This window comes from Geobacter sp. FeAm09 (assembly GCF_008330225.1).
In the GTDB taxonomy this organism is placed as follows: domain Bacteria; phylum Desulfobacterota; class Desulfuromonadia; order Geobacterales; family Pseudopelobacteraceae; genus Oryzomonas.
The window spans coordinates 601,097-626,679 of the sequence record NZ_CP042466.1; the positions used below are offsets into that span (position 1 = coordinate 601,097).

Genomic DNA, 25,583 nt, shown 5'->3' on the forward strand with positions numbered 1-25,583 from the left:
AATGGAATGGCTCACCGACCCCCAGGTCTGGCTGGCCCTGGCCACGCTGACCGCACTGGAGATCGTGCTCGGCATCGACAACATCATCTTCATCTCCATCCTGGCCGGCAAACTGCCCAGCCACCAGCAGGAACGGGCCAGGCTGCTGGGCCTGGGGCTGGCCATGTTCATCAGGATCGGCCTCCTGTTTTCCCTGACCTGGCTGATGGGACTCACCACGCCGCTCTTTTCGGTGCTGGGCAACGAGATCTCGGGCCGCGACCTGATCCTGATCGCGGGGGGGCTGTTCCTGCTGGGTAAAAGCACCATGGAGATTCACGGGAAGCTCGAAGGGGAGCAGGCGCACGCCTCCGGTCGCGCCGGGACCACCTTCGGCGGCGTTATCGTCCAGATCCTGATGCTCGACATCGTCTTCTCCCTCGACTCGATCATCACCGCCCTGGGCATGGCCAACAGGCTGGCGGTCATGGTTGCCGCGGTGGTGGTGGCGGTGGGTTTCATGATGCTCTTCTCGGGAGCGATCAGCGCCTTCGTGGAACGGCACCCGACCATCAAGATGCTGGCGCTCAGCTTCCTGCTCCTGATCGGCGTGGCGCTGATCGGCGACGGCCTGGACATGCATCTGCCCAAGGGGTACATCTACTTCGCCATGGCCTTCTCCGTCATGGTGGAGTTGCTCAACCTGCGGCTCGGCCGGGGCGGGGCGCCGGTGCAACTGCATCAGACCTATGAGGAGCCGGTCGATGAAGGTACCCCCTAGGCTGCCCAAACGGGAGTAATGCGGCCAGGAGCGCCATCGTGCCGCTGTTTTTTGTATTCGGCACCTTTCTGTGGTATGGTTGGAACATCATGCACCCACACAATCCCGATAAAAGCATCGCCGCCCGGTTTCGCTACGCCATCGTGCTCACGGTGGTCACCCTGGCAGCCGAGGTCATCGGCGGCATCTGGACCAACTCCCTGGCCCTGTTGTCCGATGCCGCCCATGTGTTCCTCGACCTGTTCGCCCTGCTGCTCTCCCTTGGCGCCATCAAGCTGGCCGGGCTCCCCTCGTCCGAGACCCGCACCTTCGGCTGGCACCGGGCCGAGGTCTTCGCCTCTTTCATCAACGGGGTGTCGATCTTCCTGATCGCCTTCGGTATCCTCTATGAGGCCGCCGGGCGTCTGCTGCACCCGGAGCCGGTCAACAGCCTCCCCATGTTCGTCATCGCGGTGGTCGGCCTGGTCATGAACCTGATCGCCGCCTCAGCCCTTCATCGGCATTCCCACGACGATCTCAACGTGCACAGCGCCTTTCTCCACGTCATCGGCGACGCGGCCGCTTCGGTGGGCGTCATCGTCGGCGGGGTGGTCATGTACTTTTCCCACTGGTATGTACTCGATGCGCTCATCTCCATCGGCATCGGCTGCGTGGTCTTCTTCGGGGCGTGGCGGGTGTTGCGGGAATCGACCCATATCCTGCTGGAGGGGGTGCCCCGCGGGTTGAAGGTGAGCGAGGTTGCCGAGGCCATCCGCAGCGTGCCGGGGGTCCGGGATATCCACCACCTCAACGTCTGGTCCATCTGCTCCCATATTGTGGCCCTCTCCGCCCATCTGGACGTGAGCGACGACTTCAAGTGGCAGCAGGCCGATGTGATCCACGAGGTGGAGCACATGCTCCTGGACCGCTACCACATCACCCACACCACCCTGCAGGTGGAATGCAGCGCCTGCCTAGCCCGGCCGGTCATCAAGGACCTGAGCCACGCTGCCCGCCACCATCACCACGGCCATGCCCACTGACCCATGAAAAAGGGCGCCTTCACAGGCGCCCCACGTTTCTTCCGTCACTTCGTATGTCTTACAGCGGTTGCAGATTCGAGAATTCTCCCCACTCCAGGAAGCTGCGGGGGGCCTCGATGAACTCATAGATATTCTCTATCCTGCGCAGATGCTGCTTCTCCTCCTCTGCCAGCAACACCAGCAACTCCCGCGTATTTTCCTCCGCTTCGGCCTTGGCCATCCCGTCCAGCAGTCCGATTACCTCCTCTTCCGCCTTCACGATATGCTCGAAAGCATCGGCATCCTGTTTGAACTCCCTGAGGAGGTCGCGGTGGTCAAGTGTCCGCCGGAAGCCGTTTGTCACCTGTTCGGCCCGGTCAACCAGATGGGTGTCGGTCTCCATGCCGTGCACGCCCTCTTTCAGGCGTTGGAGAGAACCCAGGTGGCGCTTCTGGTTGTCGGCCAGGAGGTCGAACAACTCTTTCCGTTCGGCATCCACGCTCTCTGCGCCGAGGGCTTCAAAAAAGCGAAGGCCATCCTCTTGGAAACGGGCCATGAATTCGATTGCGTCCATATCATTCACCTCCTTCGCATAGTGCTATTATAGCACAAGAATCGGGCGCGATGATGCCGCAGAATCGCAGGCCGCTCTGCCGAAAATCCGTGCACCCTGGCGGTTCGTTAATCACCTGGCGGGGTTTTGGGGCGACGCTGCCGGGAGGCCCCCAGCGGCTGTGCGGGCGAAAGGGTAATAAAAAACCGGCGGTAGCGCATACGCACCCACCTGTTTTTCCGCAGGGCGTATATCGGCAAGCAAATTGCACCTTTCATGGAAAAATGCAACGAAGCGAGGCAGCCAATGACGACGAGCAGCTTTACGACCGACACCACCCGGCATCACACCTCCCCGGGGAGGGATCTCGAATACGCCATCAGGCCCCAGGGGGCGACGGCGCTTCTGGAACTCGACGGGGTCCTCTCGTCGGGGTGGGCCGGTTCCCTGGCGTCCGCCCTCACGTTGCAGGACATCAGCATTATCCGGGGGAGCGCCGTCAAGACCAGCGCCCTGAAATGGTCGGCCCGGTTCGAGATCAAGCCGCGCTCGGTGCGCCCGGAAGGGCTGGCCTCCCTGGATGTCCCCTCCATATTCGGCAAACCGGCGGATTACAAATCCGCGCCCACGATCAGCCTGAAGGATTACCATCTGGAAGTATCCCCCCGGCACGGCGGCTCGCTCTACGCCCGAATCGTGGGGGCCGACAAGATCGGCTTTCTGGTGGGGATACTGCGGCAACTCAGCTTCTTCTCCCTCTTCCCGGTGGAGATGAAGCTCGAGACCGAGGGGCTGACCGCGTCCGATCATTTCTGGCTCAAACGGATCGGCAACGTGCAGCCGACGTCGGAGGACATCGCCAATATCCAGGAGAGCCTGTTCGGCCTGCTGTCCGCCTAGTTTTTCTCCCGTCAAGACACACAAGAAAAGCCCCGTTCAAAAATGAGCGGGGCTTTTCTTGTGGTACATCCAGCGCTGTCTGGTCCCTACTTTTTGGCGTCGTCCTTCCTGGCGACCGCCATGGCATCGTTTAAGATCTTGACGCCGGCCTTGGAGGCGGAGATCGAACCGGTCAGGGATTCCCGCGCCAGGTCGGGGTTGTGGAAGCCGTCGGAGTTTTCGGCGGTCCAGTATTCCCACAGCACGTGGGCCTCTTCATGCTTTTCACGGGCCTGGGCCAGGACGCTCTCGGTCACGCCCATCCGCTGGGCCGCCGCATAGGTGTCGATCAACTGGCCCAGCCAGTACTCGGCCTTGCGCATCTTGCCCTTGACGTAGTTCTGCACGGCGTCGATCTGGTACAGTTTCTGTTCGGCGCTGCTGGTGGGGTGGCAGCCGAGGCAGGACTCTTTGACGTGGTTCTTGGGCCGCACCACGCCGTGGTTCGAGAACAGCTTGCCGTCCTTGCCCTTCTGTTTGGGCATGTGGCACTGGTGGCACTGGATTCCCGCCTTGTCATGCACGCTGCCGGCGTAGGTTTCGGCCTCCGGGTGCTGGAATTTGACCAGCCGGGCGCCGGTGACGGCGTGCTTGAAGTCGAAGAAATCAAGCTCCTTGTAATGTTTCAGCAGTTGCAGGGAATTCTTGAGCGGGAAGTGGTTGGTGCGGCCGTCGTCGTATTTGACCGGCTTGCCGTTGCTCCACTGGGAGCCCGCATTGCAGTTGTACTCCACGTGGCACTGGGCGCACATCATGCGCGAGTCGGTCTTTTGCATCACGCCGATCTTGCGGAAACCGTCGCGGAAGGAGATGGTCTTCAGGTCGGTGGCGCCGTTTTTGGCAAAGATGTTGCCGGCCCGGTCCTTGTCGATGGCCTGGATCAGGGCGTCGCGCACCACCCGCGGTTGGGCCCCGTGGGGGTCATGACAGTGGATACAGCCCACGGCGTTCTGGGTGTCCTTGGCCACGGCCACGATATCCGAGCTACGGTCCCATTGCGCCTTGGGATCCTTGTCGCCCATGAATTTCCATTTCAGGATATGATCGGAGGTTTTGCACTGGATGCAGGTCGGGTTCCCGGCCATGGCGGTTTCCGACAGTTTCTTGCCGGTGTCGGTCAGCACGTCCCAGGTTCTGCCGGTCTTGTCGATCCCCTTCCAGCCGTCCTTGAACTGGAAACGGCCGCCCTGGAAACGGTCCACGACGAATTGGTCGATGACCATGAATGCGTGGCCCCGGGGCTCGTTGTGCTCAAAGGTGAAGCCGTGGCCGGCGAGGAGCTTGTCCTGCATGGGGGAGCGGCCGGTGGGGGTGCCCTTCTCCTTGCGGGCGGCCGCCTCGTAGTTGACCGTGAAGAAGCTGTTGTACTGGCTTTTGTGACATTTGCCGCACAACGCCTGGTCGATGACGGTGACCGGCTTGTTCTTCTCCGGGTCGTTCATGTGCGCGTCGAGCTTGTCGTGGCAGGTCCTGCAGGAGAGCTTGGCGTGCTTGGAACCCTCCTTCAGCGCCTTGACCTCATCGTGGCAGGAATAGCATTTGTCCCTGCCGTCGGCGGCTGGCTTGCTCTTGGCGGCAGTGGTCAGGCCGGGAAGCGACAGGACTGCGACCGCGCCGATGACTGCTCCTGCGATGGCCAGGTTTCTCTTCCGCATGTGGTGATTCTCCTTTCATTGAGGGTCGGGATATCCCGTGTGGCACAGAGTTCTTATAGGGACTGCGGTTGTTCGCGGGGTTGCAGGCTGACCGCCTTGGGGGTTACCGGGCAGACGTATTCGCAGGTGCCGCAGCCGGTGCATTTAGCCGCGTCGATTCTGATCCCCTCACCCATGACCACGGTGATGGCCTGGGCCTCGCACCGCTCGAAACAGGCGAAGCAGCCGCAGTTCCTGGCCAGGCACCGCTCATTGTGGGCCACGGCCCGCATCCCTTCGTGCGGGGCCGTGACGAAATCGGCGGTGTCGCGGATGGTGGGCTGTTCGGGCTCCGGTTCCTTCAGGGCGCCGCTGACCGTGGTGATCGCCTCGCCCAGGGAGTACAGGCTCTTTTTGAAGAATTCCTTGCGGCTGATGTTCATTGCTTTGTCCTGGCCTTCTTTCCGGATGTTTTTGCACCCATATTGCTTCTGACATGGCACTGGGTGCAGTTGAGGCGGGTGGGGTGCGGCGTCACGGGTGCCCCTTTCAGGCCGGTTTCGTGGCAGGCCAGGCACGCCTTGCCGTTGACGTCGTCGCCCACGACGTGGGGGATCATCGGCGGCGCGTCTTCGGCGTTGCGGGCATCGGCATCGTAGTTTTCCTGCTCCTGGGCCAGGGCCGGGAGCGTCAGGACGACAACGCAGGCAACCAGGGCCGCAATCCTGAACAAGATCTTCATGGGCAACCTCCTGAATGACAAAGGATGGGAATCATTTTTTTGTACCAGGCATCAAAAACCAGCGCCTTGGGGCTCACACACGGATGCGGGCGGGTGGCCGCAAACGACCTGCCGGGGGCTGTTGTCCACGACCGCCTCGACGACCACGATGGCCGGCAGCAGGAGCAAAGGGGGCCACATCAGCAAACATAATGGCACGAGTAACCGCTCCAAGGGGAGAAAAAATTTCAAACAGCGGACCGCCGGCCAGGAAGGAAATCGTCAGCGTCAGGGCCGTCATCCATCTTCCCTCCCCGAGTGGGAAACCCGGCGTTCGCCGCTTCCCAGGCCGGGGGTGGAATTTTTCGACCATCTCCGTAAGTCGCTGGATTGTCCTTGTCCTTTTCGTTCTTACGCCTTTTCGATCCTCACCGCGCACTTCTTGAAGTCCGGCTCCCCGGATATGGGGCAGTAGGCGTCGATGCACAGTTCGTTAATCAGCTTCCCCTCGTCGAAGAAGGCTACGAAGATGTTGCCTTTTTCGGCCAGGCTTCGGCCGTTGAGTTCCACCGGCAGCACGATCGAGCCGCGCCGGGAGGAAATTTTCACATTTTGGCGATTTTTGACGCCGAGTCTTTTGGCGTCGTCGGGATGCATCTCGCACACCGCCGCCGGGTAGGCGCGCTTGAGTTCCGGCACACGGCCGGTCATGGTGCCGGTGTGCCAGTGTTCCAGCACACGGCCGGTGCAGAGCCAGAACGGGTACTGCTTGTCGGGCACCTCGGGCGCCGGTTCATAGGGGCGGGCCCAGATGACCGCCTTGAAGTGGTCCGGTTTGTTCTTGTAGAATTTGATTCCCTCACCCTGCTTCACATAGGGGTCATGGCCTTCGGCATAGCGCCAGAGAGTCTCCCTGCCGTTGACCACCGGCCAGCGCAGGCCGCGGGTCGTGGCATAGGTCGCGTAGGGGGCCAGGTCCTTGCCCTGTCCCTCGTTGAACTTGCGGTACTCCTCCCACATCTCCGGTTCCACCTGCGTGTAGGGAAAGAGGTTGCCGTGGCCGAGGCGCCGGGCCAGTTCCATGGTCTGCCACAGGTCGCTTCTTGCCTCGCCCGGCGCGTCCACCAGCTTGAACCACTGCTGGGTGCGGCGCTCGGCGTTGCCGAAGACCCCCTCCTTCTCCACCCATGAGGCCGAGGGGAGGATCACGTCGGCCAGTTCCGTGGAGCGGGTCGGGTAGATGTCGGAGACGATCACGAAGCGCCCATCCTCCTTTCGGGCGCCCTTGCGGTAGCGGCCCAGGTTGGGGAGGGACTGGAACGGGTTGGTGACCTGGACCCAGACCACCTTGATGTCCCCCCGGTCCAGGGCGCGGAACATCTCCGTGGCGTTGTAGGTCGGCTTGGCGGGAATCTTCTTGGGATCGACGCCCCATATTTTGGCGGCCTTTTCCCGGTGTTCGGGATTCGTGACCACCATGTCGGCCGGCAGACGGTGGGTAAAGGTGCCCACCTCGCGGGTCGTGCCGCAGGCCGAGGGCTGGCCGGTCAGGGACATGGGGTTTTCTCCCGGCTTGCAGATCTTGCCGGTCAGGAGGTGCACGTTGTACACTAAGTTGTTGACCCAGGTGCCGCGGGTGTGCTGGTTGAAGCCCATGGTCCAGAGGGAAGTGACCTTGCGGTCCTTGTCGGCATACAGGTGGGCCAACTCCACGATGGTCTTGGCCGGCACGCCGGAGAGTCCGGCCACGTATTCTGGGGTGTAGGGCTTGAGAAACTCCCGGTACTGTTCAAAATCGATCAATTTCGGTTCGTCGGCGAACTTGAACTTGTCCTCCAGGCCGTAGCCGATCTTCTCCTTGCCGCGCTTGAACACCACGCGGTCCTTGATGAATTGCTCATCGTAGAGTTTGTCGCGGATGATGACGTGGGCGATGGCGTTCAGGAGCGCCAGATCGGTCTGAGGGGTGAACCGGATGTACTGGTCGGCCATCTGGGAGGTGCGGGTGCGGCGGGTGCCGAAGTCGATGATCTTTACCGCAGGGTTTTTCAGGCGATTGTCGATCATGCGGGAGAAGAGGATCGGGTGGCACTCGGCCATGTTGGCGCCCCACAGGAAATAGGTGTCCCCCAGGTCCAGGTCGTCGTAGCACCCCATGGGCTCGTCGCTGGCAAAGGTGGTCATGAACCCGGTCACGGCCGAGGCCATGCAGAGCCGGGCGTTGGGCTCGATGTTGTTGGTGCCGATCCCCCCCTTGAAGAGCTTGCTGGCGGCGTACCCCTCGAAGACGGTCCACTGGCCGGAACCGTACATGGCCACCGAATCGGGGCCGTGCTTGGCGATGGCCTCCTGGAACTTCGAGGCGATCAGGGTCATGGCCTCGTCCCAGGAGGCCTCCACCATCCTGTCCCCCTTGCGGATCAGCGGCTTGGTCAGGCGGTCCTTGCCGTAGAGCACCTTGGAGAGGAAGTATCCCTTGATACAGTTGAGCCCCCGGTTGACCGGGGCCTGCGGGTCCCCCTTGGTGGCGACGATCCTGCCGTTTTTGACCCCCACCAGCACGCCGCAGCCGGTGCCGCAGAAGCGGCAGGGGGCCTTGCCCCAGGTGATGCCGCCCTCCGCAGCCGCCGCATCCCCGGGGCGCAGAGGGCTCAGTGCCGCTGCACCGGCTGCGGCGAATGCGGCCGCGGCCGCGCTGCTCTTGATGAAATCACGCCTGGAAAGTTCCATATATTCCTCCTGTGCTGCGAAAATACGACGTCAGGACGGCAGCTGCTCCGTATCATCGAAATGGTGGTAGGCCAGCCTCACCGCCACCACCCCCTCAACCTCATGAAAGCCGGCGAACATCTGGACCTCCCCATCGACCGTATCCGCCTCCAGGACGGCCACGATCTGCCCGTCCGGCAGCACGCCATGCACCTCGACGCCGTCAAAGGCGGCGATCCGTTGGGCCACATCCTGGGCGCACCCATCAACACAGGTGATGACGACTCCTGAAACCGGCATGAATGCTCCTTGGTAAGATGTCGCGTAGCGGATGGTTTCAAGTGTATCACCGGAGCGGTTCTCCGCAATGGCGGCCGAACCCCATCCGGCGAACAGATGAGCAGGGAACGTGCCAGGGATGCGCGTTCCATATAACTTGCCGTAAATAGACGATAATTTTTCTTAATTTTTCTGAATGGCGTTCGGAGGTGAGGAGGCGTGGCGGGTTTGTGTTACCTTGAGGTAACGTTCATGTAACGTCTGCTACCCGTTTTTCATCTGTTTCAATTTCTGCCACAAGGTTTTGCGGGATATGTTGAGCAGGCGCGCGGCTTCCTGCTTGCGGCCGCCGGTGCTGGCAAGGGCGTCACGGATCATCTGGTGCTCGAAATCGTCAACCGAGCGGGACAGGGCGCGCAGGGGGCGGGTGTCGTTTTCGCGCCTGGCCGGGGCGGTTCTGCCCCCGGCCGCGAGGAAACCGGCGGGGAGATCCTGGGGCATGAGGTTCCCGCCGCTGCAGAGGGCGACGCCCCGCTCGATGGCGTGCTCCAACTCCCGGACATTGCCGGGGAAATCGTAGGCCGCCAGGATATGGGCCGCAGCCTGGCTGATCCCGGTGACCGGGCGCCCCATCTTGTCCGCAAAGCGCCGCAGAAAATGTTCGGCCAGCAGCAGGATGTCCTCGCGCCGCTCCCGAAGGGGGGGACATGGATGGTGATGACGTTGAGCCGAAAATACAGGTCCTCCCGGAACCGCCCCACGGCCACGAGGGCTTGCAGATCCTGGTTGGTGGCGGCGATGATGCGCACGTCCACGGCGCTCTCTTTTTCGCCCCCCACCCGGGTGATGGTCCGGTCCTGGAGCACCCGCAGCAGCTTTGCCTGGGCGCTGGGAGGCAGGTCGCCGATCTCGTCGAGGAAGATGGTGCCGCCGTGGGCCAGTTCGAACTTGCCCCGGTGGCTGGAAAACGCTCCACTGAATGCCCCCCGCTCGTGGCCGAACAGTTCCGATTCCACCAGGTTTTCCGGCAGGGCGGCGCAGTTGACCTTGACCATCGGCTTGTTGAGCCGCTTACTGTGCTGTCGGACGGCGGCAGCCACCAATTCCTTGCCGGTGCCGCTTTCGCCGGTGATCAGGATGGTGGAGTCCAGCGTGGCGATGGCGGCAATGGTCTGGAAGAGTTGCAGGATGGGCTGGCTCGTCCCCACAAAATCGTTGAAGGCGTCGCCCAACCCCATCTGGTCGCGCAGCAGGCGGTTCTCTTCCTTGAGCAGTTGTTTCTCGGTGATGTCGCGGCTGACCAGGACCGCCCCCAGGTAGGTGCTGTCCGTTGCCCGTATGGGGTAGTAGCTGTTCTCGAAGTATTTGCCTTTGACCTCGATCACCCGGCGCGTCTGCTGGATAGACCCGTCCTTGAGGCCGCAGAGAAGCTTTTCGACCCGTTCCGCGGAGGCGGGGGAATGGATGGTGAGGATGTGGCGGCCGATGAAGTTCTCGGCCCTGATCCCGCGGATCTGCTCGGCGGTATGGTTGATGAAGGCCAGCCGGTCCTCGGCGTTTATGAAGATGACCCCTTCCCCCATGCTCTCCAGGATCGCCCGGTGAATGGTCGAAATGTCCGCTGCTGGGCTCATGATGCCTCCGTTGGAAATTACGTTACTGAATGGTAACATAATTCCTGCCGGGACACAGCAAAAAATGATCCGTGCGGTGGTGTTGACCTTTTGGAAAATAATGGTATGGTGGCTTAAAGATAAAAACCATCCTGTTTGTGCCGAGGAGGGAACACCATGTCGCTGGAAGGGAAAAAGGCCCCCGCTTTCAATCTTGAGGGGAGCGACGGCGTACGCCATAGCCTGAAACAGTATGCGGGAAAAACCGTGGTTCTGTATTTCTACCCCAAGGACAGCACCCCGGGTTGCACCAAGGAGGCGTGCGGTTTCAGGGATGACTATGGGAAGCTTGCGGACCGGGGAATCGTGCTTTTGGGGGTCAGCAAGGACAGCATCGCCTCCCACGGGAAATTCATCGCCGCCCACCGTCTGCCCTTCGTCCTGCTGTCCGACCCGGACACCACCATGATGCAGGCCTACGAGGCGTTCGGGGAAAAGGTCATGTACGGTAAAAAGAGCACCGGCACCATCCGCTCCACCGTGGTCGTCGGTCCGGACGGCGTGGTGCAAAAGCACTGGGCCAAGGTGGCCAAGGCGGAACAGCACCCGGCGGAGGTACTCCGGTTTCTGGAAACGACATAGTCGCCCAAAAGGAGGACGCTTTTCTATCTGCGTGGTGATTAAACGAAACGGATGGGGAGTTCGACGGGAAATACCAGGACAAGCCTGAATCCGTGGTGCCTTCGAGGTGCCGTTCGCTTAGTATACCTCAGTCCCGGCCATGTATCCACCGTGGCAGAGGGCGCACAATACCCTCGGCATGGTGCTGCATGGGCGGCGTTGGACTCCGGCATGCCGCTAGCTCCGCCGTTCAGGTGCCACGGCTTCGGAAAAAATTAAGAAAACAGGGGGGTGTCCCTAGTTTTCTCAGTTTTCCATGAGTACATAGCAGTGGAGAATAAGAGCCAAACTTTGCTTGCCCTTCACGCAAATATTCCTTAAACTTCTGACAATCGGCTTTGGTGAAGAAAACCTTGCCCCGCTTGTTGCCACGAGCAGTTACATGATGACAGCGCCTTCATATTCCAGGCGTAGATGTCTCGACATTATGCTTCCCTCTTTCGATTAGTTCAGAAACATGCATCTCAAATGCCTCATGTCAAGAGCTGCCCCCTTTAGGGTTTCTTGAACGGTTTGATGAGGGAGAATAGGGTAGCTCTCTAATCTACCCGGAATTATCCAATGATTTAAAGTGGATTTTTTTTGAGCGAAGGCTGACAGATATGATATTAATAACAAATCGTAGGTAAAAGTTGATGGGTAGTACGCTTTGGGGGGCTTAGGAACCGTTGCATCATTTGCGTCAAACTTAGTTATAGGGAAATATATGCAGGCAGACTTAATAAAAAATTGTTTAGAGCCATCAGCAAAGACTCGGATAGCGACCTGTTGTTTTCATGCAAACAAATAATCGAGGCAGAGCGTAAAAATGGCCATGTCGTGCTTGCATCGAGTTTGGAAAAAATTATTGCCGCTCGCTCTTCTCAAAGCTCTAAAAACTTTTCTAAGCTCCCAACAAGTCGAAGGCATAATGATCCTCTCGTTACTGTTATGTCACGTGATGAACTCAGGCATCACATGATACTGAACGAGGATACTGAAAAGAGATTCAGTCGAGTTGAGAAAGAGTTTGCTGCTCGTGAACGTCTTGCAAAATATGGTTTTTCATACAAAAAGAAAATTCTGCTATATGGACCTCCTGGTTGCGGAAAAACTCTAGGGGCAGAAAGGCTTGCATGGAATACAGGTCTTCCGCTCATCAAAGTGAGATTTGATGCTATGATCTCCTCATACTTTGGCGAATCTGCATCAAATCTCAGAAATATATTTGATACAGTGAAAAATGCTCCTTCCGTATTACTGCTTGATGAATGTGATTTCATTGCTAAATCTCGTAACTTATCAAATGATGTCGGAGAAATTCCTCGTATTGTAAACACACTGCTTCAACTTTTAGATGATTATAATTCACCTGGCCTTCTTGTGGCTGCAACTAACTTAGATAAGATGCTGGATAGAGCTATTTTTAGAAGGTTTGACGATGTTTTTGAAGTGCCTATGCCGACCCAAAATGAGATTCACGAGTTGTTAACAACGTCACTATCATCTGTAAAAGTTGAAAGTAATATAAATTACAATCATTTGTCTCAAATAATGGTTGGAATGTCTGCTGCTAATGTCGCAACCATTGCTCAGAATGCGGCTAAATCAATAATTTTAGAAGGAAAAAATTGTGTAACTCAGAAAGACTTGGAATTGGCTCTAAAAGATATTTATCTAAAGGAACAGCAAGGAGACCTCTTCCATGCCGCCTAGAACGGATTTCGGTCATTTACCCTTACCGTACATTTTGTCCGACCGCGCTTTTCTCCAAGGTAGAGGCCAAGTCCCCGCAGAGTTAGAACATAATCGTCATAATTTTCAGCAACATGGTTTTCGCTTAGCACAATCAGCTAGAACTGTTACAGGATTCTGGAACGAAAGAAATGACTATCGTCAAGCACATCGATTACCAGTGTTGCCGTCAGGAATCCCAGTCTTATTGAGAGTCGAACCTGATACGGATCTTGATTTTTTACGCTCTTCCTTTGGTTTTGAAATAGTTTCTGAACAAGAGGAAGGTTTTGTTATTGTTGCCTCTGAAGAAATTAATCTGAATCGCTTTATTGAAGCCGTGGAGTCGTTCGCACGGAATGAAGCACGAACGGGGAATGCGGCCAAAGTCTACGATTTTATTGAAGATCAAACCTGTGAGTCTCGGCTTAGACTTTTGTTATCCGAGCAGCTTATGGAGAACTGGTTCCAAATAGATGATCACTTAGAATATGTCATAGATTTCGGTATAGAATGTGCCGGAACAATCACGTTATCTGAGCTGAAACCGAAACAGGAGGGCGAGAGCGACGAGCAATATGATGCGAAGAGGCAGCGTTGGGAACGTAAACGTGCAGAAGTATATGAAAACTGGGACGAGTTACGGTTAGAACGTGAAACACAATTCATACGAATAGTTGAAGACCATGCTGGTGAAGTCTTGGGTATGGTAGATGGCGAAGCAGATTATATACCTGATAGCTTTACTATCAGAGTACGAATATCTGGATTGGGGCTGAAGGATTTAGTTTTAAATTATCCTTTTTTATTTGAGGTTACTGAACCTGATTCACTCCAAAATGAAGTCCCGTGTGCTTCTGAGTCCTTGCCCAACCTTGAATTGGAAATTATACCACCCAACGATGATTCTCCATACGTTTGTGTTATAGATAGTGGTATACAGGAGGAACACCCGCTTCTGAAAGATGCCATTGATGGAGCTTCGTCAGAATGCTTCATACCTGGGGAGTCGCCTACCGATACTGCTGATTATGTGCGTGAAGGTGGACATGGAACTCGTGTCGCTGGAGCTGTTCTTTATCCGAACGGGATTCCCCGCCGCACAGCCTATCAGCAGCCATGTCGAATACGTAATGCAAGAGTTTTAGATCACAACAACTCCCTCATTGAACAAATTTTCCCTCCAGCATTAATTTCTCAGGTTGTGAACCAATACTCATCTCTACAGCCAGCCACTAAAATTTTTAATCACTCAATTTCTGGCTTTGCTCCCTGTCGCCTTCTTCATATGTCTGCTTGGGCAGCACAAATCGATCTACTCTCCTATAATAGGGATGTGTTGATTATTCAGAGCGCAGGAAACCTTCGGAACTCTTATCCGGGGCCAGTCCGTTATGGAATACTTGATCATATAAGTGCAGGTCGGCCTTATCCGGATTATTTACTTCAAGATTCATGTCGTATTCCGAATCCATCGCAAAGCCTTCAGGTACTGACCGTTGGTTCGGTTGCTCAAGAAAATATAAATACACCTGACCTCGTTTCGATCGACTCTGCTGAAATGCCATCGGCATTTACCACTACAGGTCTTGGTATTTGGGGTTCTATCAAGCCAGAGGTTGTAGAATATGGCGGGGGAATGGTTCTTGACGGAGGATATCCGCCTAGTATTTCTACGCCTCCTGAGGTGTGTCCGGAACTTGTTCGATCAACGTACCCTCATGGTGGCCCTCTTTATTCTCGTGACTGCGTAGGGACATCCTTTTCAGCTCCTAAAGTTGCTCACATTGCAGCCTCTATTGAGACGATTTTTCCTAATGAGCCTGCTCTTCTATATCGTGCCTTGATCGTGAACTCTGCTCGCTGGCCAAGATGGGCAGAAAATCATCGAAATCCGCTTGCGGTCATAAGAAAAATCGGTTACGGAATTCCCAATTTGGATCGTGCGACAACTAATTCTCCCTATAGAGTGACTTTGATTACCGCAGGTGAGAGAAGAATTAGAGCTCGTGAGGCACAAATTTATCGTGTACCCATCCCTGTTGAACTGCGCAACATTATCGAAGAGCATGATATTAGGATTGATGTGACCCTGTCATATGCCGCAAAACCCAAGAGGACCAGAAGAAACATAAAGAATTACTTATCAACTTGGGTTGATTGGAAAAGCTCTAAAGTTGGAGAAACATTCGACTCCTTCAGTAATAGGGTTTTGCTGGAGGGGGTACGTGGTTACAATGACGGTGAGGGTGAAATTCCGTGGATGCTCCGAGAAAGAGGGGATTGGGGAACAGTTCAAGGAATAAAGCGTGGGGTAGGAACTGTTCAAAAGGATTGGGCTGTTGTTAAATCAAATCGATTGCCTGAAGATTTTTGTATTGCTGTTGTTGGACACCCGGGATGGGATAAAGATGCCGATGCCTCAGCGAAATACTCCCTGGTAGTGAGCTTTGATGCGGTCGAACGTGATATAGAGATATATTCGCAAATTCAGGTGGCTGTAGAAGCTGTTATTGAAACCGAAGAAATTCAGGTTGAAGTGTAAGTTTTGATATTGTTCAGCTTTTATAAGATGGGGACATGCTCGCCCCACTATTCAGGCGTCACAAATTCAGGATAAAGAAAGGGAGGTGGAGCGCAACGGCTACCACCTCCTTTTTCTTTTATCGGGCGGCCACGCCCGGAATCACATCTTGGGCAGGAAGAAGAACAGGGACAGGGACAAGAGCGCCAGCACCCACATGCCGGCCTTGACCTCGGCCGCCCGGCCGGTGAACAGTTTGAGCAGGGCGTAGGCGATCATGCCGGAGGTCATGCCCACCCCGATGTTGTAGGTGAAGATCATGAGCACCACGGTCAGAAAGGCCGGGATCAGCTCGGTAAAGTCGTCGAAGTTGAGCTGGGTGATGGGGCGGATCATGAAGGAGCCGATCACGATCAGGGCGATGCCGTAGGCGTGGGGCGGCACGATGGTGAAGAGCGGTGCGAAGAACAGGGAGAGGGCGAACAGCGCCGCCACCACCAGGGCCGAAAAACCGGTGCGCCCCCCCTCTTCGATGCCAGCTGCCGATTCGATGTAGGCGCCGGTCGTGGTGGTGCCCAGGAGTGGCGCCGCCATGGTGGCCAGAGCGTCGGCCAGCATCGGTTTCTCGATCTCCGGCAGGTTGCCGTTCTCATCCAGCAGGTCGGCCCGCATGGAGAGGCCGATGAGCGTACCCACCGTATCCAGGAAGGCCATGATGAATATGACCATGACCACCGGAAAGAAGTGCACATTCAGGGCGCCGGCGATATCCAGCTTGAACATGATCGGGGAAAGGGAAGGGGGGAGGCTGACGAACCGGGTCGGCAGGGGGGTGATGTGCAGGGCTATGGAGCCGATGGTGGTGGCGATGATGCCGATCACCAGCGCGCCACGGATGCGGCGGGCCATCAGCACCACCACGAGGAGAAAGCCGGCCACGGCCAACAGCACCGACGGCTGCGAGATGTTGCCCAGTTTGACCGGCGCTCCCGGTACCCCGAGCACCACCAGCCCGGTTTCGTTGAGGCCGATGAAGGTCAGAAACAGGCCGATACCCACGGCAAAGCTGGCCTTGAGCGACAGGGGGATGGATTCCGCCAGCCAACTGCGCACCTTGAAGACCGTAAGCAGCGTGAAGAGCGCCCCGGCGATGAATACGGCCCCTAGGGCCACCTGCCAGGGATAGCCCATCACCTTGACCACCACAAAGGCGACAAAGGCATTTTCGCTCATGTAGGGGGCGATGGCGAAGGGGCGTCGTGCCCAGAAGGCCATGATCACGGTGCCGATCACCGACGCCAGGATCGTGGCCGTGACCGACGGCCCCTTGGGGATGCCTGCATTTTCCAGAATGGCCGGGTTGACGATGATGATGTAGGCCATGGTCAGGAAGGTGGTGACCCCGGCCAGAGTTTCCTGGCGATAGCTCGTCTTGTGGTGCTCGAACTGGAAAAAGTTTTTCATTTACAATCCCTTCACCGCATAGATTCCCGGCGCATTGCGCCAATACCCTTTATAGTCCAGGCCGTAGCCGAACAGGAAGCGGTCCGCGGTCTCGATACCGGTGAAATCGGCCCGGAAATCGGGGGAGACCTTGCGGTCGTGGCGTTTGTCCACCAGAACCGCCATCAGCACCCGGGCCGCCCCCTGCTCGCGGCAATAGTCGGCAATGGCGGCCAGGGTAATCCCTTCGTCCAGGATATCGTCCAGGAGCAGCACCGTTCTCCCCCGCAACTCCTGCCGTGGCCGGACGATCCAGTTCAGTCCCGCTCCCGTCGTCTCCTGGCCGTAGCGGGTGGCGTGGCAATAGTCTATCTCCAGGGGGAACACCAGTCTGGTCGCCAGTTGTCCGGCAAAGATCAAACCGCCGTTCATGACACAGAGCAGCACCGGGTTTGCCTCGTTGAGCTGTTCCGTAATCTCGCCTGCCAGACGCCCGATGGCCGCAGCCACCCCCGCCTCCCCGACCAGCAGGTCGGCCTCCGTCAACACCCGATTCGCTTCATCTACCGTCATGACACATCCTTTCGCTGGGCTCCCACCACGCGCTCGATACCGCCGGGGTCGCGCGCCGTGACGGGGTTATCGTAATTATTTGCTTTCCGGAACAGTTCCGCCACCGCCGGGGCCTGGCCGATCCCCACCTCCACCAGCAGCCAACCGGCCGGGTTCAGGTGTGCCGGGACCGCGGGGATCAGCGTCCGGTAGACGTCCAGGCCGTCCGGGCCGCCGTCCAGGGCGCCGCGGGGGTCGAAGTCCCGCACCTCGGGTTCAAGTCGGTCGATATCCGCCGTGGGGATGTAGGGGGGGTTGGATACGATCAGGTCGAACGTGCGTCCGGCCACCGGTTCCAGGAGCGAGCCGGCCAGAAACTCCACCGTCGCCCCGTTGTGCTCGGCGTTGCGCCGCGCCATCGCCAGGGCGGCCGGGGAGATGTCGATGGCCGTCACGGCTGCCTGGGGCAGGCTATGGGCTAGGGCAACGGCGATACAGCCGCTGCCGGTGCCGATGTCCAGCACGCTTCGCGCTTCCGGTTGGCGGGCCAGGGCTTCCGTTACCAGGGTTTCCGTGTCGTGGCGCGGGATGAGCACGTCCGGGGAAACCTGGAACTCCAGGCCGCAGAACTCCTGGGTGCCGAGGATGTGCTGGAGCGGCTCTCGCCGGGCCCGGCGGGCCACCATGGCGCGGAATGACGCCAATTCGTCATCGTTGAGCGGTTTGTCGAAATGGAGATAAAGTCCGACCCGGTCCAGGCCGGTAGCGGCGCACAGCAGCCACTCGGCTTCAAGCCGGGCGTTTTCGATGCCTTTTGTGCACAGATAGTCTTTGGTCCAGGCAAGGACCTTGATGGTTGTCCACGTTTCCTGAGGTGTCATGTACGCCATTCCAAAAAGAATGGGCGAATACTAACCTATTATGCGGTTCTGCTCCACAAAAAAAGAGCTGCGGCCGGCACGAATGGCCGCCGCCGTTTTTTCCTTCCGCCCGGGGGCTCTCCGGCGACGGGATGACCCTACACCATGAGCACGCCGGTCGGCAGGGAACGGGGCTGTACATCCGCCAGACAATCGGAGAGGTGAAACGAGTAGCGGCACTTCGGGCATACGGCCCGCCGCGCTTCATGGGGCGCCCCCTTGCGCGGCACGGTGCTGACGAAACCGCAGGAGATGCAGAAAATAGTTACCAGGTCTTCTTCCATCATTCCTCCTCCTTGCCCCTTCGGGATGCTCCCGTTTGCGTCCCGTGGAACGCCTGGGCTCTCCCTGCTGCACGGGGTATCTGGAATGGTCTTATCAATATGCGTGCCATGTATATAAAACTAAATAGTATCAGCTAGTTGCCTTGGGGCTGATGTGCCTTGTGCCGTGGCATGGCAATGGTTTTGGGGGGGAAGTGGTAATTTTTTTAACAGTCTTTCTTTTTATTCAGCAATATCGGGATGTTGTGTCTGGCGAGGAAAATGTTATTTTTTTTAACATGAAAAAATATTTCAAGTAATATCGAGATGATACGTGTGCAAGAAAAGTGTATTTTCTTTAATCTTTGGCGCCGGCCGTCATTCTCCGTTTGGGATGGCTCATGTGGCGGCCCACAAAAAAAGAAGGTTTAATTTTGCGCCGCAGTGTGTTACACAGCCACCTGACGGGACAAGATCCGAATTTTACGCATCAGGAGGTTGCAGATGTCCGAGCAGAACCCATATGTCATGCTGGAAACGTCCAAGGGCTCCATCAAGATCGAGCTGTTCAGTGATAAGGCGCCAATCACGGTAAAGAACTTTCTTTCCTACGTTCGTGAGGGATTTTACGACGGGTTGATCTTTCACCGGGTCATCAGGGATTTCATGGTCCAGGGTGGCGGCATGAGTGAAAACCTGGAACAGAAGAAGCCCAAGTTCGCCATCAAGAACGAGGCCGACAACGGCCTTTCCAACGAGCGCGGCACCTTGGCCATGGCCCGTACTTCCGTGGTGGACTCGGCCACCTCCCAGTTCTTCATCAATGTGGTGGACAACTCCTTTCTCGACCACCGGGGCAAGCAACCGGACCTCTACGGTTACTGTGTCTTTGGCAAGGTCCTGGAGGGGATGGAGACGGTTGACGAGATTCGCGCCGTCAAGACCGGCATGAGCAGGGGCCATTCCGACGTCCCCGTGGAGCCGGTTTTCATCGTGTCGGCCAAGGTCATCGAATAACGCCTGTTTCTGTACGCCCTCCCCGGCATCGTCGCCCCGTTTCCCTCCCGGAAACGGGGCGTTGTTGTTCATGGGCTGTGGGGCGGAATTGCATCCTTGAAACTGTATACAATATGAGCTACAGTATGGCTCCCGCTAACGCCGACGCAGGTAACGCCCACATCAGATAGAGGAGGGGAGTACAGTCATGAGCAACGATCAGGTCTGCTATACCTTTGATGCGGCCGTGGAGATGGCCATCGAAATGGAGAACGAAGGCTTTCGCAACTATCTCGCCGCCATCCGCAGGGTGACGAACAAGGGGGCGCGGGAACTCCTGCGCGATAACGCCCTGGATGAACTGGACCATAAGCACCAGTTGGAAAAGGCGCTGCTGGAAGGGCGCATGGATGGGGGCGAGGCCCTGGACCAACCGATCCCCACCATGCACCTGGATTATGTCTTCAAAAAGCAGGAACTCGGCCCCGAATCGGGGGTGCGGGAGGCCCTGGTCTACGCCATTCACCTGGAAAAGGGGGCCGTGGATTTTTACGGCAAGGTTGCGTCGGGATGCAGCGGCGCCCCCATGGGGCAGCTCTTTCAACAGCTTTTCAAGGAAGAGAGCCGCCATTTGCAGGCGCTGGAAGACCTTTACGAACAGCACTTCATGACGGAGAACTGATGGCCGGCGGGCATGATGACGCCCGCATCCATATCGGTGTCCCGTGCGGCAAGTCGTGGGAAGTACGAGTACGAACCGAGCGCACGGGCCTGGTCCTGTCAAGGGGCGCCAGGCGGCAGCCAATTTCCGCCAGGTGTCCCTTTTTCTTTGCTTTCGGTGCTGGAATCTATATAATAACTCATTTAAATGTTGTCACGTGGGCACGTCTCACTTGAAAGGAATAGAGGCAATGAGTGATACCGTAAGCAAGAAAATGCTGATCAACGTCATGCACCCCGAAGAGGCGCGGGTGGCCATCGTGCACGACGGTCGCCTGATGGAACTCAACATCGAGATCAGCGGCAAGGAGCAGACCAAGGGCAATATCTACAAAGGGGTCGTGTTGAGGGTCGAGCCGGGCCTCCAGGCCGCTTTCGTCGATATTGGGCGGGCCAAGCCGGGTTTTCTCCAGATGGGGGAGCTGCACCCCGACTTCTGGCGGTGGCGCGACGATGTGCCGGAGGACCAGCACAAGCGCCGTCCCCGCATTCAGGAGGTGCTGCGTCGGGGGCAGGAACTGGTGGTGCAGGTGGAGAAGGACGAGCGGGACACCAAGGGCTCTGCCCTGACCAGCTATCTTTCCCTGCCGGGGCGCTACATGGTGATCATGCCGGGCAGCGATTCCACCGGCATTTCCCGCAAGGTCGAGCAGGAAGGGGCGCGCAAGAAGCTGAAGGAGATCGTGGCCGGCCTGAACGTTCCCGAGGGGATCGGCTATATCATCCGCACCGAGGCGGTCGGGCGCACGCCGGAGGAGTTGCAGAAGGATCTGGAAAACCTGCTGGAGTTGTACGACGATATCAAGACGCGGGCGGCCGAGGCCAGCGGGGCGGGCGAAATCTACCGCGACAGCGGACTGATCATCCGCTCCATCCGCGATTACTTTTCCGACGATATCGATGAGGTGCTCGTCGATAGCAAGGACGCCTACCGGGAGGCCAAGGAGTTTTTCCGCGAGACCATGCCCAAGTGCGAGAAACGGGTCAAGCTGCACAAGGAAAAGCGTCCCATCTTTTCCCGTTTTCAGCTGGAAGAGCAGATCGACCAGATCTACGAGAAACGGGTGGCACTCCCCTCGGGCGGCTCGTTGATCATCGAACCGACCGAGGCCCTGGTCAGCATTGATGTCAACTCCGGGAAATCCAGCGGCGAGCGGGGGATCGAGGATACCGCCTACAAGACCAATCTGGAGGCCGCCGAAGAGGTGGCGCGCCAACTCCGGTTGCGCGACCTGGGCGGCCTGATCGTGATCGACTTCATCGACATGCGCGAGCGGAAGCACAATATCGAGGTGGAGAAGACCCTCAAGCAGGCCCTCAAGATGGACAAGGCCAGGGTCAACCTGGGGCGGATCTCCGAATTCGGCATGTTGGAGATGTCGCGTCAGCGCATCGCCAAGACGCTCAACGACGCCATTCACCTGGCATGCCCCCATTGCGAGGGACGCGGCAAGGTCAAGTCGGTGGAGGCCATGGCCGTCTCGTTCCTGCGCAAGGTGCACGCCGCCGCCGCCAAGGGGACCGTGGCCGGGGTGCTCGGCTCCCTGCCGCTGGAGGTCGCCTACTACCTGCTCAATCGTAAGAAACGGGAATTGACCCAGATCGAGAACGATTACGAGATCGAGGTTACGGTCAAGGGGAAACCCTCGTTTACCATGAATCAGCTTGAACTGGAGACCGTCAAGCGGGAAAAACCGCGTATGGAGGATGTGCTGGCATCCGAGGCCGAAGCCGCCGAAGCGCCGAAGCAGTCGGAGGGGAAGGCGGAGCGCCCCGAGTCAGCACAGCCGGAGGAAAAGGCGGTTGAGGGGGGCGTTGCCGAAGGTGGCAAGAAACGCAAACGTCGCCGCAAGAAGAAAAAGCCTGCCGGAGAAGGGGCACCCGAGGCCGCGGCCGCATCCGCCGAATCAGCGGCAACGGCAGAACACCCGGCCGAAGCGCAGCAGGAGGCCGAACCGGCCCACGAACAGGAAGAAGGGGGCACACCGGAAACCCCGGCCAAGAAGAAGCGCAAGCGTCGCCGCCGCAAGGGGGGCAAGGGGCAGGACGGGGCAGCCGCAGAAACGGCGGTGCCCACGGTTGAGTTCGAGGCGGTCGTCCCGGCGGCTCCTGTGGAGCAGCCACCGGCGGCGGTTGAGCCCGAGGCGGCGGCACCCCCCAAGAAAACCCGGCGGGGCAAGACGTCCCGGACGGCCCCGGACACCGCTGCCGCACCGGCTGTCGAGGCCGCGGCGATTGCCGTCCCGCCCGCCGTCGCCGCGAGGGAGGAACCGGCGCCCGAAAAGCCTGCCAAGCCGCGCCGCAGCAGCCGCAAAGGCAAGCAGGAAGAGGCTGCCGCGGCCGCCCAGCCCGAGGTGGCCATTCCCGAACCGCCCGTTGCAGCCCCGTCCGAGGCGCCGTCGGCCGCGGAGAAGCCGAAGCCGGCCAAAGCCCCGCGTACCCGGAAAAAGAGCGAACCGGTACCGCCAGCGGCGGAGATTTCTCCGGCCGAAGCGGCCCCGGGTGCCGCGAAACCGGCAAAACCGCGCCGCGCACCGGCCAAAAAGGCCGCCACAGCCCCCGCCGAACCGGCGGCTGAAGAGGCTGCTGCCCCGAAGAAGCGCGCGAGCCGTTCCCGGAGCGTCAAAAAGGGCGAAGGGGATCAGTAGTCTCCTGTGCGGTGAGCCGGTCACGAAGGGCACAAGGCCGTCCGTGACCGGCCGCTGCGGCCACCCCCTTTTTTTCTTGACCTGACAGGATGTTGGCGATATTTTTACCAGTCTTGCCCCACCGAAACCCGGATACCGTTGCTCACGAAAGGCTGAAAAGATACCATGGAAGAACTCAGCGAACTGCTGCTTCAGAGACGGCGCAAGGTCGATGCCCTCTGGGAGGCGGGCGTCAATCCCTACCCCAATGATTATAAACCGCTGCACACCTCGGCCGATGTCGTTGCCGCCTACGGCAATACGGAACAGTTCGATGCCAGCGGCGAACAGTACAGTGTGGCCGGCCGCATTCTGGCCCGGCGTTCCTTTGGCAAGGCGGCCTTCATCCAGCTTCAGGACCGCAAGGGACGCATTCAGGTCTATGTGAAAAAGGACGAGGTCGGCCCGGAGGCGTTCGAGGCCTTCGAGTCCTTTGATATCGGCGATATCGTCGGCGTCGAGGGGTTTCCCTTCCGCACCAAGACCGGCGAACTGTCGCTCCACGCGAAGCAGATCCGCCTCCTGGTCAAATCGCTGCACCCCCTGCCGGAGAAGTTCCACGGCCTCACCGACCTGGAAACCCGCTACCGCCAGCGATACGTGGATCTCATCGTCAATCCCGAATCCCGCGATGTCTTCATCAAGCGCTCCCGGATCGTCAACCTGATCCGCGGCTTCATGGCCGGCCGCGACTTCCTGGAGGTCGAGACCCCCATGATGCAGCCGATCCCCGGCGGCGCCACGGCCCGGCCGTTCATTACCCATCATAACGCCCTGGACATGCAGCTCTTCCTGCGCATCGCCCCCGAACTCTATCTGAAACGCCTGGTGGTGGGCGGACTGGAAAGGGTCTTCGAGATCAACCGCAATTTCAGGAACGAAGGGATTTCGGTACGCCACAACCCCGAATTCACCATGATGGAGTTCTATCAGGCCTACGCCACCTATGAGGATCTGATGGACTTTACCGAAGAGCTCTTCTGCCATGTGGCCCGGGAGATTCTCGGCACGCTGGATTTTACCTGCCAGGGGAACGAGATCAGCTTCAAGCGCCCCTGGAAGCGTCTGACCGTTCGGGAGGCGATCCTGGAGTACGGGGATATCGACGCCAGGCAGTTGGACGACCGGGATCTGGCCTTGGCCTATGCCCGCGGCCTCGGCCTGGATATCCCCCAGGATATGGGATACGGCAAGCTGGTCATGGAGATTTTCGATGAGGTGGTCGAGCACAAACTGATTCAGCCGACCTTCATCACCGCCTATCCGACCGAGGTGTCGCCGCTGTCGCGCAAAAATGATCACAACCCCGACATCGTCGATCGTTTCGAGCTGATCATCGGCGGCCGCGAGATCGCCAACGCTTTCTCGGAGCTGAATGATCCGGTTGACCAGAAGGAGCGTTTTCTCTCCCAGGTGGCGGAGAAGAATAAAGGGGACGAAGAGGCCCATTACATGGACGAGGATTATGTCCGGGCGCTGGAGTACGGCATGCCCCCCACGGCCGGCGAAGGCATCGGCATTGACCGTCTGGTGATGCTCCTGACGGATTCGGCCTCGATCCGTGACGTGATCCTGTTTCCCCAGCTGCGGAAGGAAATGAAATAGGCGATGCCTTTCGAGCTTTTTATCGGGTTGCGCTATCTGAAGGCCAAGCGCAAGTCAACATTCATTTCCATCATCACCTTCATCTCCACCGCCGGGGTTGCCCTGGGGGTCATGGCGCTGATTGTCGTGCTGGCGGTCATGACCGGTTTTGAAGAAGACCTGAAGGAGAAAATCCTCGGCACCAACGCCCATGTGGTGGTCCTCCGCAACGGTGCCTCCATGGACAATTACCAACAGGTCATGACGAAGCTCAAAGGCTTCAAGGGGGTGCAGGCGGCCACGCCGTTCATCTATAACCAGGTCATGCTGTCGTCGGGCAGGAATGTCTCCGGCGTGGTGCTGCGGGGGATTGATGTTCAGTCGGACCGTCTGGTGACCAAGTTGAGCAGGTCGATCGTCGAAGGCTCCATCGATAAACTCGACCCGGTCATGGGGGCGGGTTCCGACGCCAAGCCGGGGCTGGTGGTGGGCAAGGAGTTGGCCAAGCACCTGAACCTGTTCGTGGGGGATACGATCAACGTCGTCTCTCCCATGGGAAACATCACGCCCCTGGGCATGATGCCCAAGATGAAACCGTTTCGCGTGGCGGGGATCTTCAATACCGGCATGTACGAGTACGACTCGACCCTGGCCTACATCAGCCTGGCCCAGGCCCAGGCCTTCTTCGACCTGGGGGATACGGTCACCGGCATCCAGCTCAAGGTTGCCGACGTCTACCACACCGGCGAACTGGCGCGCGCCATCAACCGGACCCTGGGGAGCGACTACTACGCCCGGGATTGGATGCAGATGAACCGCAACATCCTCTTTGCCCTGAAGACGGAGAAGATGGTGATGTTCATCATCCTGACCCTCATCGTCCTCGTGGCGGCCTTCGGCATCGCCTCGACCCTGTTCATGGTGGTCATGGAGAAGACCAGGGATATCGCCATCCTCAAGTCCATGGGGGCCACCGGTCTCAGCATCATGAAGATATTCGTTCTGGAAGGGCTGATCATCGGCATCATCGGCACCATCCTGGGCGTTGCCTCGGGGCTCCTCATCGCCCTCAACCTTGAGCCGATCATCACCGTCATCGAGAAGGTCACCGGCCTGAATTTCTTCAGCAAGGATATCTACTACCTGGACCATTTCCCGTCGCTGGTGGTGCCGTCCGACGTGGTCCTGATATCGGTGACGGCGGTGCTGATCTCCTTCATCGCTACTCTGTACCCGTCGTGGCAGGCGTCCCGGATGCTGCCCGCCGAGGCATTGCGCTATGAGTAGGAAA

General features: G+C 58.3%; 23 protein-coding genes. 11 read left to right on the forward strand and 12 right to left on the reverse strand.

Translation table 11 applies throughout. The features are described from left to right. The first annotated feature begins 1 nt into the window (after position 1). Complete coding sequence (locus FO488_RS02815) at positions 2-760, forward strand: TerC family protein (protein WP_149209140.1); 759 nt, start codon at positions 2-4, stop codon at positions 758-760. An 89-nt stretch (positions 761-849) separates the two neighbouring features. After that, on the forward strand, positions 850-1,782 hold the full coding sequence (locus FO488_RS02820; RefSeq protein WP_149212056.1) for a cation diffusion facilitator family transporter: 933 nt from the start codon (positions 850-852) through the stop codon (positions 1,780-1,782). 58 nt (positions 1,783-1,840) lie between these two features. On the opposite strand, the gene FO488_RS02825 is transcribed toward FO488_RS02820, so the two are convergent. Continuing rightward, positions 1,841-2,335, reverse strand: a complete 495-nt coding sequence (locus tag FO488_RS02825) for a ferritin family protein (protein ID WP_149209141.1) — start codon at positions 2,333-2,335, stop codon at positions 1,841-1,843. A 285-nt stretch (positions 2,336-2,620) separates the two neighbouring features. Here FO488_RS02825 and FO488_RS02830 point away from each other — a divergent pair, with 285 nt between their 5' ends. Further along, positions 2,621-3,214 carry a hypothetical protein gene (locus tag FO488_RS02830; protein WP_149209142.1) on the forward strand — a complete coding sequence of 198 codons (594 nt, stop codon included), beginning with the start codon at positions 2,621-2,623 and terminating at the stop codon, positions 3,212-3,214. Between the two features lie 86 nt (positions 3,215-3,300). Here the strand turns inward: FO488_RS02830 and FO488_RS02835 are convergent, their stop codons facing one another. The 7 genes from FO488_RS02835 to FO488_RS02860 all read right to left on the reverse strand — a co-directional run bounded on the left by FO488_RS02835 (position 3,301) and on the right by FO488_RS02860 (position 10,230). After that, positions 3,301-4,908, reverse strand: a complete 1,608-nt coding sequence (locus FO488_RS02835; protein ID WP_149209143.1) for an ammonia-forming cytochrome c nitrite reductase subunit c552 — start codon at positions 4,906-4,908, stop codon at positions 3,301-3,303. Positions 4,909-4,961: 53 nt separating this feature from the next. Next, positions 4,962-5,330: a 4Fe-4S binding protein gene (locus FO488_RS02840; RefSeq protein WP_149209144.1), complete on the reverse strand. Its 369-nt coding sequence runs from the start codon at positions 5,328-5,330 to the stop codon at positions 4,962-4,964. Continuing rightward, a complete protein-coding gene (locus FO488_RS02845; protein WP_149209145.1) occupies positions 5,327-5,629 on the reverse strand; it encodes a hypothetical protein in 303 nt (100 codons plus the stop codon). The genes FO488_RS02840 and FO488_RS02845 overlap by 4 nt, the downstream gene beginning before the upstream one ends. 390 nt (positions 5,630-6,019) lie before the next feature. Next, on the reverse strand, positions 6,020-8,338 hold the full coding sequence (locus FO488_RS02850; protein ID WP_149209146.1) for a molybdopterin-dependent oxidoreductase: 2,319 nt from the start codon (positions 8,336-8,338) through the stop codon (positions 6,020-6,022). A gap of 30 nt (positions 8,339-8,368) precedes the next feature. Next, positions 8,369-8,617, reverse strand: coding sequence for a chaperone NapD (locus FO488_RS02855; protein ID WP_149209147.1), 249 nt, complete (start codon positions 8,615-8,617; stop codon positions 8,369-8,371). A gap of 243 nt (positions 8,618-8,860) precedes the next feature. Then, entirely contained in the window at positions 8,861-8,974 is a 114-nt protein-coding gene (locus FO488_RS20385; protein ID WP_304598767.1) for a helix-turn-helix domain-containing protein, read from the reverse strand. Beyond that, positions 8,971-10,230 (reverse strand): sigma-54-dependent Fis family transcriptional regulator, encoded by a 1,260-nt coding sequence (locus FO488_RS02860; RefSeq protein ID WP_304598768.1) that lies wholly within the window; start codon positions 10,228-10,230, stop codon positions 8,971-8,973. Before FO488_RS02860 ends, FO488_RS20385 begins: the two co-directional genes overlap by 4 nt. Positions 10,231-10,386: 156 nt before the next feature. Here FO488_RS02860 and FO488_RS02865 point away from each other — a divergent pair, with 156 nt between their 5' ends. From FO488_RS02865 to FO488_RS02880, 3 genes are all read left to right on the forward strand, one after another. Further along, complete coding sequence (locus tag FO488_RS02865) at positions 10,387-10,851, forward strand: peroxiredoxin (RefSeq protein ID WP_149209148.1); 465 nt, start codon at positions 10,387-10,389, stop codon at positions 10,849-10,851. A gap of 768 nt (positions 10,852-11,619) precedes the next feature. Beyond that, the gene (locus FO488_RS02875) at positions 11,620-12,585 is read left to right on the forward strand and encodes an AAA family ATPase (RefSeq protein ID WP_205743336.1); all 966 of its coding nucleotides are present in this window, start codon (positions 11,620-11,622) and stop codon (positions 12,583-12,585) included. After that, on the forward strand, positions 12,575-15,148 hold the full coding sequence (locus FO488_RS02880) for a S8 family peptidase (RefSeq protein ID WP_149209150.1): 2,574 nt from the start codon (positions 12,575-12,577) through the stop codon (positions 15,146-15,148). The genes FO488_RS02875 and FO488_RS02880 overlap by 11 nt, the downstream gene beginning before the upstream one ends. A 141-nt stretch (positions 15,149-15,289) precedes the next feature. Here FO488_RS02880 and FO488_RS02885 read toward each other — a convergent pair whose 3' ends face one another. From FO488_RS02885 to FO488_RS02900, 4 genes are all read right to left on the reverse strand, one after another. Then, a complete protein-coding gene (locus FO488_RS02885) occupies positions 15,290-16,591 on the reverse strand; it encodes an NCS2 family permease (RefSeq protein ID WP_149209151.1) in 1,302 nt (433 codons plus the stop codon). Continuing rightward, positions 16,592-17,143, reverse strand: coding sequence for a hypoxanthine-guanine phosphoribosyltransferase (locus FO488_RS02890; RefSeq protein ID WP_149209152.1), 552 nt, complete (start codon positions 17,141-17,143; stop codon positions 16,592-16,594). It lies immediately after the preceding gene. After that, on the reverse strand, positions 17,140-18,003 hold the full coding sequence (gene prmC, locus FO488_RS02895) for a peptide chain release factor N(5)-glutamine methyltransferase (protein ID WP_149209153.1): 864 nt from the start codon (positions 18,001-18,003) through the stop codon (positions 17,140-17,142). Before prmC ends, FO488_RS02890 begins: the two co-directional genes overlap by 4 nt. Positions 18,004-18,140: 137 nt before the next feature. Beyond that, entirely contained in the window at positions 18,141-18,329 is a 189-nt protein-coding gene (locus FO488_RS02900; protein WP_149209154.1) for a hypothetical protein, read from the reverse strand. 480 nt (positions 18,330-18,809) lie between these two features. Here FO488_RS02900 and FO488_RS02905 point away from each other — a divergent pair, with 480 nt between their 5' ends. The 5 genes from FO488_RS02905 to FO488_RS02925 all read left to right on the forward strand — a co-directional run bounded on the left by FO488_RS02905 (position 18,810) and on the right by FO488_RS02925 (position 25,579). Continuing rightward, the gene (locus FO488_RS02905; RefSeq protein WP_149209155.1) at positions 18,810-19,322 is read left to right on the forward strand and encodes a peptidylprolyl isomerase; all 513 of its coding nucleotides are present in this window, start codon (positions 18,810-18,812) and stop codon (positions 19,320-19,322) included. 187 nt (positions 19,323-19,509) lie between these two features. Further along, the gene (locus FO488_RS02910) at positions 19,510-19,983 is read left to right on the forward strand and encodes a ferritin family protein (RefSeq protein ID WP_149209156.1); all 474 of its coding nucleotides are present in this window, start codon (positions 19,510-19,512) and stop codon (positions 19,981-19,983) included. Between the two features lie 229 nt (positions 19,984-20,212). Beyond that, a complete protein-coding gene (locus FO488_RS02915) occupies positions 20,213-22,669 on the forward strand; it encodes an Rne/Rng family ribonuclease (protein ID WP_149209157.1) in 2,457 nt (818 codons plus the stop codon). Between the two features lie 165 nt (positions 22,670-22,834). Beyond that, on the forward strand, positions 22,835-24,313 hold the full coding sequence (gene lysS, locus FO488_RS02920; RefSeq protein WP_149209158.1) for a lysine--tRNA ligase: 1,479 nt from the start codon (positions 22,835-22,837) through the stop codon (positions 24,311-24,313). Between the two features lie 3 nt (positions 24,314-24,316). After that, entirely contained in the window at positions 24,317-25,579 is a 1,263-nt protein-coding gene (locus FO488_RS02925) for a lipoprotein-releasing ABC transporter permease subunit (RefSeq protein WP_149209159.1), read from the forward strand. Positions 25,580-25,583: the final 4 nt, after the last annotated feature.